Raw genomic sequence first — 7,859 nt, forward strand, 5'->3', positions numbered from 1 at the left:
TCAATCACTGGGGTGAGGTATCATCGACTCTGCACACAAAAACTTCATCACAGGATCCTCGCGAAGTGAGTTCAGCCAGAAATACAGGAACAGGAGACGGAAAAGTCGCAGCCCCCCCCTCCTCGGATGCTTTATTGCGATCGATGCTGTTTGGCATCATTATCGTGCTGGGATTGGTCATCGTGTTGCTCATCGTTGGGATGGGATTGGGGTGGTTTGATCGAGGATCCGGCGGGACCGAAAGTCCATCGGCGCGGCCGATTCCGGCTCAATATGATGCGAATCGCGCGTTCGGCTACTTGGTGGAACTTTGCGAGATTGGGCCGCGGCCCTCGGGGTCGGCCGGGATGCAGAAGCAGCAGGAAATGCTGACTCGGTTTTTCCGTGAAGCCGGCGGCGAGGTTTCGATGCAAACTTTCGAAATTCGGCACCCGGAAACAGGCGAAAACGTTTCGTTGGGGAATCTCATTGCCAGCTGGAATGCGGACCAACCCAAGCGTTTTCTGCTGTGTGCCCACTACGACACGCGTCCGTTCCCGGATCGTGACGAAGACAATCCGAAGGGGGTTTTTGTCGGCGCCAACGATGGTGCCAGCGGAACAGCCGCGTTGATGGAAATGGCCAATCAGTTCGATCAATTGCCGGCCGATATCGGCGTCGATATCGTGTTGTTTGATGGCGAAGAATTTGTCTTCGAACAGGGCCGAGACGATTACTTTCTCGGTTCGACCTTTTTCGCTGAAAAATACGCTGCCTCGCCACCGCCCCAACCGTACAGGGCAGGAATCCTGCTCGACATGGTCGGTGACAAAGAGCTGAAGATCTATTACGAAAACAACAGCTTGAAGTACGCACGCAGCTTGGCTCGTAGCGTGTGGGATATGGCGGACCGGCTCGGGGTGCGTGCCTTTGTCTCACGCAGCCGGCACACGCTCGAAGACGATCATTTGCCTCTTAACAAGATCGCAAAGGTCCCCACGATCGACATCATCGACTTTGACTATCCGCGACCTGGATATGGAGTGAAGTCATACTGGCACACCGAAAACGATGTTCCGGAAAACTGTAGCGGGGAATCGCTCGCCGCCGTCGTGTGGGTCGTGCATCAATGGCTGTTGTCGCAATCGACCACCAGCCGATAACCGAAAACGATTGGAACTCGCACTGCCGACTTTAACCGTTGAGTGCCACAACGATTCAGTTTCGTCCGCGATGAAAATGTCGTTGCCAAGCTCTGCTTGGCAACGCACTGCTTTCGAGGCTCCCGCCTCGTCATCTCCCATTCGGCAGGCGGTCGACTACACGGCTGTGGGTTTCCAGGTAGGAGCCTAGGAACCAGAGTACCGCGCGCAACTAGAGAGCGTCTAACGCTAGCTTGCATTCTGCCGCAGCCATGCGGCCAATGGATCGTGGGCCACTCGATACCAAAATTCGCTTTCGCTTTCCCCCGCTTTGATCGATGTTTGTTGAATTCGTCGCAAGACATCGCCAACGCCAGGATGCTGTAGAGTGTTGGCGAGGCTTTCAATTTCCGCTTCGGTCAATGTCGCAACACCGCTCCGCAATCGAACCAGGAATTCGTCGCCAACGACGGCGGTCAACGAGTCGTAATCACGACAAAATGCCTCGCGTGTCAGTCGTTGCAGTCCGATGTTCGCAACTTGTCTAAACGAATCGGAATTGAAGTGTTTCATCGCCAACGTCATGGCAGCCATGCAAAGTGGGCCATTTCGTTGGTCGCTTACAAGATCCTGCATTACTTTGGGCCCGTATTTCGAAGCCTCTAATACGTGTAGACAGGATTCCTTGATGATGATCGAAGGCCAAGTTCCCTCTTTGAAAACTTTGTCGACATGCTGTAGCGTGAGTCGAGCTGCCAAGTTCCAAACGATCGCTTCGGAAGCGAGGTCCTCGGGGGCATCCATGTGGATGTGGAACGTTTCCTCACGTCTGTCGTTGTCCATCCAGGTCAAGGCTTCGTCAAATCCATACAGCAGGCCGCCATTGACAAGTTTGCGAATTGCCGAAATGGCTTGCCGTTCGACCATCGGCATCGCTTCGTGACGCTCCCGATTCATCGTTTGGACAACCGGATCGCTGATCAAGTAGCCGATCGTTGCGGTTACCGCATTTGCCGAATTGTCACCGCGATGGATTGCTTCGGGCAGCTCTTGAATATAGGTCGACCGTGCAGCATGAAACAATCCTGGAGCGAAGCGAAGCATTCCATTGGCGGTCGTCCATTGATTCACTTTCCCAGACTCGACATCGATGTGAATGCTTTCTTTTTCGTGGGTTAGGATCAATTCACCGCCAATGAATTGACGGTCGACTGATTCTCTGTATGCCAGAGGGAGCCAATTGACTGGACTGCTTCGGAAGTTGAACTTGAGCGGTCCCTCATTTTTGTCGCGGCGTGTGTTGGCTGACAGCGTAAACGTTCCCTTCAGAAATTTGTCCTTTTCCGGGTCGGCAAAATGTTCTTTGCTGAATTGAATCTGTCCATCCATCGAACTCAAGCGGATTCGCAAACATTCAGGTAGTCTTGAATGGTTCAGCACAAACATGTCCCGGTCGATCAACAATGACATCGTCTCGGATCGGTCGTTGATTGACGTATCGAAGGATGATTTCAACTCAACAAACAATCCATCACTCGATTCGATGACTAACAGTTTGCTGTCGCCCCAATCGTTAAACGTTTCGATGTCATCGCCACGTGCTGCGACCCCCGATAACCAATGGCTGGCTTTCATCAGAACCGTTGCGGTTTGGTTGGTCGGTTCGTCGATCGGCGGCAATTCGTTGCACTCTTCGACTTCGAGTGAAAGCGTTTGTGTTGGTTTGTCAAAACGAAATTGTTGCTTTTTAAAACGCCCGCTTTCCCACAGTCGCTTAGTCATTTGTTGCAGCCGATTGTGGTTCACGATGTCACCGGTGGCCATGCTCAAATAGTTGAGAATCTGCTCATTCGTATTGATCGAATTGCCTTGGATTCTTATCTCATTGATTCGGTGCATCGCTCCTTCGTCAAGAATTTCGACGATGAGTGTTGCCGTTTGCTGTGTGCGATCCACATCAAAGCGGACCAGCACGTCGGATTGTGAAAAGCCGAGGTCGGCAATGGCTTGGATCACTTGTTTTCGTAAATCAAGCTCAGAATCAAATCGGACTTCGTCGCCGATTTTCCAGACAGCTTCCTTCAACTTGGATTCTTTGCCTTGCTCATTGACCCAGTGCGTGACCACGATGCTGTTGGTCCGAACGAAATTGGGGAATGTATTGCTATCGGCATACGGTTGCGTCAAACGATGCACCAGAGTTTGAGGGTCGATTTGCTTCGCCGACAGGATGTGGACATCACCACACAAAATCCTCTTGCTTTCGTTGATCCTGATTTCCCATCGCGATGGCGAAGCACCGTCGTCCGAGGCGACTTCCTCGCACTTCACGATCACTTTGTCAAATCCTTTGTTTCGATATCCTTTGACCAACAGTTGTTCAATCACGTCCGCCAATTTGGATGAGTCGCCATAGGCGTGACTGGCGATCAAGAATTGAGGATGAGCATTCAATTTCGCTAGAAGTTGGTGTTTAGAGAAGCTGCGATTGCCAACCATTTCGATTCGCTTGGCAATCGGATAGGTCTGTGCTGATGCTGTCGCGGGGATGCAGCAGTGTAATGCGACCGCAATCACGATCAGGGAGGGGCCGATACGAATCCAGTTCGTCACTTTTGTATCTCCGTAGTAGTGTTTTATTGCCATTACTCGGCGTCATCCCGTCCAACGTTCGACACCATCACCACCGGCGACTTTGTTGCCGTCGACACTGCGACACAATTGCTGTTTCTTCTTCGATTGAATCGGGAAATTCCGCAATTTATTCTAGCGATTGTCATAGCCCGACAATGGAGACATTGGCGGGGCGAAAATAGTCATCGTTCTTGGTGATAAACTGCGGTATGCTGTTGGAACGATCCCGTCTGTTCAAACCGTAGCTTAATTGGGCTGATTCGCTTGGCGTTCCGCTTTAACGATCGATAGCCAAATCCAAGGAAAATCTCGTCTTATGTTTGCCGGCAGTCTTGTCATTGGAATTACACTCCTCGCCTTTGCCATCTGGTTGCACTGGAACGAGCATCGTGGGTGGGCAAACGAGTCGCCCCAAGGGGCGTTGGACCAGCATTATTTTGCATCGCGAATGCGTTCGCGGCGTTGGGTTCACCTGCTGTTTGCGTTTTGCGGAGTCCTGGTCATCGTCGCGGCGTTTGCGGGGCCTGGGCGAATTTGGATCGGGTGTTGGATGAGTGTGATGGTGGCGTTGTTGGTGATTATGGTGTTGGCCGCTGTCGATGCGTTTCGCACGCTGAGATATCAATCGAAAAAGAAGCCCGAGATTCGCAGACAGGTTTTTGGACAAGACGAAAAGACGTAGGTCGCTTGCTGGGGCGTTAGAAAAACAGGCCGCCGGATTTCGCGCCCACGGTGAGTGAGTCAAAGAAGATCTTTTGCTCTTCGTTTTCGGCGGCACGGTCGATCGACATTTGCGTTTCGACATCGGCGCCCATGCTGGCAGGTTGGCTGCCGATCAAGATGTAGCGTTCGTCGACCAAGTAGGCTTCGATCGTCATGTCCGGCAGCATCGCCGAGACCGACACGCGACCTTTGATTCCTTGGTAGCCGTTGCGCTGGGTGGGCGATCCGCCTAGCACGTCTCCGGCGACAAACCGCGTCGCCTTTTTCCGCATCTGATCCTTGTCGAGTTCCATTTTGCCGTTGTACATCGCACCAAAGAAAAAGATCGATCCGGTCTTTGCACTTTCAATGACTTTGGACTCCATCGCACCCGGCGGCATCTCGCGATAGACACTGCCCTCAGGCATGTAGACGGCACAGCCCTCGAACTCCACGACCTCGTAACCTGCCGGAACGTTTTTGCTTAAATCCGCTCCTGCGTTCACGGCGTTCGCAGTGGAATCGCCACCGCCTCCGCCAAACATCATCGATACGACAAAAAACATCACTACAAATGCAATCAATCCCGAAACGACTCCGGCAATGATTTTTACGGGCAATGCTTTGCCTTTGCCTGCGGTATTCTCAGCCGCCGGATGGGCAACCGCCGTGGCCGCTGCATCGTCGGACGCGGGCTCTTGATTTGCCAGTGGATCACCGGGGATCGGACCCTGGTAAGCCGTCGCCGCGGCATTGACGGGAAAGCTGGAAACAGAGGAAGCCGGCGCGGCGCTAGGGAAATTGATTTGGCCGAAATCAAAGTCGTCGTCATCGGGGGTCAGCGATCCAGCAGCAGCGGCAGCGGGCTTGGTGGCCGCCGGTTGGCGAACAGGAACAATCGCACCACAACGCGGGCATTTTACTTTTCCGCCAGCGGGAGCTTTCTGCAGTTTCATTCCGGCTTGGCATTGAGTGCATTTGACTGTCAACATGGCGATTGGATTAGTTTTTTAGGCTTTGGGGATGGTTCAGCCGCATTGGGGGGGCGATCGTCCCAGCTTAACATCTCCGAATCTCAATGTGTTCGAAGATCAACTGCGAAAGGGGTGGGAATTTTGTCCCGTAGGTGCGGGGCATTCGAGCCGAGAGGGATGCGTTACAATATCGCCGCGGGTTGTCAGGAGACTCCGCACCCCCTTTGATTTATTAACGCTACGCGTTTCTCTTGCCGCCAAGGACGAAATTTTCGATGACCACCGCTACTCTTCCCGCTCGTGATCAAGTCAACCCCAGTGACTGCTGGGATCTTTCGAGTCTTTGTCAGGACGACGCTTCTTGGGAAGCGGAATACAAGAAGCTTGACGATCAAATCGCCACCTACGAAACCTATCGAGGGCGGTTGGGTGAGTCAGCCGATGTGCTTGCTGAAGCGTTGACGTTTGACAGCCAATTTGATCGGCTTGCCGAACGTGTGGGCACCTATGCCTTTTTGAGAACGACTGAAGATCAAGGCAACAGTGATTCGCAAGCGATGAAGCTGCGTTTCCAAAACTTGGCCGTTCGCGCCGGACAGGCAGCAAGTTTTATGCGGCCCGAGTTGTTGTCGATCGACGAAACACGGATGAGCGAATTGGCGGCGGATGAAAAATTGGCTCCGTTTCGCCTACAACTCGAACGCTTGCTACGGTACCGGCCGCACACGTTAACCGATAACGAAGAGCGATTGCTGGCGATGCAGGGCGAAATGGCATCGGCCGCTGGCAACGCGTTTCGGCAATTGAATGATGCCGATTTGCGATTTGGTGAAATCGAAGATCACGAGGGGCGCAAAGTCGAGCTTTCGCATGCGACGTTTGGCCAAATGTTAATCAGCCCCGATCGAAAAGTGCGACGCAAAGCGTTTCACCAGTATTACGAACAATTTTCGAGCCACGAAAACACGCTTGCGGCCACGCTTGGCGGCAGCATCCAACGCGACGTCTATTACGCACGTGCCAAAAACTACGACAGCAGCCTGCAAGCGGCTCTGTTCCCTGACAACGTGCCTGTGGATGTTTACGACAATCTAATCGGTGCCGTACGCGAATCGTTGCCCAACGTGCATCACTATCTCGATGTACGTCGCCGCAAAATGGGGATCGACCAGATCCATCATTACGACACCTATGTGCCGATCTTAAGCGGTGTCAAAAAACACCATACCTGGGATCAAGCGGTGAACGTGATCCTCGAGTCGCTGGCCCCGCTGGGCAGCGAATACGTCGGAGTCCTCGAAGCAGGGCTCCGTGGACGTTGGTCGGATCGCTATCCCAACCGTGGCAAGCAAAGCGGTGCATTTTCGTGCGGTACGTTTGACGGCGATCCTTATATCTTGATGAATTTCAAAGAGGAAGTGCTTAACGATGTGTTTACATTGACACACGAAGCCGGCCACTCGATGCACAGTTGGTATTCGGCTCGCAGCCAACCGTTTGAATACTACAACTACACGATCTTTGTCGCCGAAGTCGCCAGTACGTTTAATGAGCAATTGTTGACGGATTACCTGCTAAAGAATGCAGCCGATGACAACGAACGCGCCTACTTGATCAACAACGAATTGGACGGCATCCGAGCGACCGTGGTGCGTCAAACAATGTTCGCCGAGTTCGAAAAAATCACTCACGAAATGGCCGAGGCGGGTAAGCCGTTGACCGTGGCGACGTTCCGCGAAATCTATCGTGAATTGTTGGTCGCCTACTTCGGACCTGACTTTGTCATCGACGAAGAACTGGAACGCGAATGTTTCCGGATTCCTCACTTTTACCGAGCCTTCTACGTTTATAAGTACGCTACGGGGTTAAGCGCCGCAGTGGCACTTTCGCGTCGCGTGCTCGAGGGCGGCAAGCAAGAACTTGACGATTACCTACGCTTTTTATCGGGCGGCTGCAGCAAAGATCCGCTCGACTTGCTGCGAGACGCCGGCGTCGATATGACCCAGCCCGAACCGGTCGCGACCACGCTCGAGCGTTTCCGAACCTTGACCGAAGAACTTGATCAATTGATTTAAGTTTGACAGAGCCATCGGCCGCTTGCTTTTCAACTCCTTCGCTTTCTAACTCAGTGGACTCGTGTAATGGCCAATTTGACGTTTTGTGGCGCTGCAGGCACGGTGACCGGATCGTGTTCGCTAGTCGAAAGCGAAGGCAAGCAGTTTTTGGCGATTGCGGGTTGTTTCAGGGAACGAAAACAACGCAGAGTTTGAACTACAAGCCGTTTCCGTTTGATGCGGCGAAGATCGAATTTTTGTTTTTAACCCATGCTCATATCGACCATTCAGGGTTGTTGCCGAAATTGGTGCGAGCTGGTTTTCGAGGCAAAATTTTCGCCACTGATGCGACCTGTGACTTGTTGGAGTTCATG

The 7,859-nt window shown here is 52.7% G+C and carries 6 protein-coding genes; 4 read left to right on the forward strand and 2 right to left on the reverse strand.

The features are described 5' to 3' along the window. The first annotated feature begins 143 nt into the window (after window positions 1–143). A complete protein-coding gene (locus RMSM_RS01765) occupies window positions 144–1,142 on the forward strand; it encodes a M28 family peptidase (RefSeq protein WP_008690655.1) in 999 nt (332 codons plus the stop codon). Window positions 1,143–1,370: 228 nt separating this feature from the next. On the opposite strand, the gene RMSM_RS01770 is transcribed toward RMSM_RS01765, so the two are convergent. Further along, the gene (locus tag RMSM_RS01770; protein ID WP_008690657.1) at window positions 1,371–3,734 is read right to left on the reverse strand and encodes a POTRA domain-containing protein; all 2,364 of its coding nucleotides are present in this window, start codon (window positions 3,732–3,734) and stop codon (window positions 1,371–1,373) included. 337 nt (window positions 3,735–4,071) lie between these two features. Here RMSM_RS01770 and RMSM_RS01775 point away from each other — a divergent pair, with 337 nt between their 5' ends. Next, entirely contained in the window at window positions 4,072–4,437 is a 366-nt protein-coding gene (locus tag RMSM_RS01775) for a hypothetical protein (protein ID WP_008690659.1), read from the forward strand. Window positions 4,438–4,453: 16 nt separating this feature from the next. Here the strand turns inward: RMSM_RS01775 and RMSM_RS01780 are convergent, their stop codons facing one another. Further along, window positions 4,454–5,413: a hypothetical protein gene (locus RMSM_RS01780; protein WP_236621962.1), complete on the reverse strand. Its 960-nt coding sequence runs from the start codon at window positions 5,411–5,413 to the stop codon at window positions 4,454–4,456. Window positions 5,414–5,706: 293 nt separating this feature from the next. Between RMSM_RS01780 and pepF the strand changes: the two genes are divergently transcribed. Then, complete coding sequence (gene pepF, locus RMSM_RS01785) at window positions 5,707–7,506, forward strand: oligoendopeptidase F (RefSeq protein ID WP_008690663.1); 1,800 nt, start codon at window positions 5,707–5,709, stop codon at window positions 7,504–7,506. A gap of 161 nt (window positions 7,507–7,667) precedes the next feature. Further along, window positions 7,668–7,859: MBL fold metallo-hydrolase (locus RMSM_RS38010; RefSeq protein ID WP_201766988.1), on the forward strand; the 192-nt coding region annotated here is incomplete at its 3' end.

Source organism: Rhodopirellula maiorica SM1, assembly GCF_000346295.1.
Lineage (GTDB): Bacteria > Planctomycetota > Planctomycetia > Pirellulales > Pirellulaceae > Novipirellula > Novipirellula maiorica.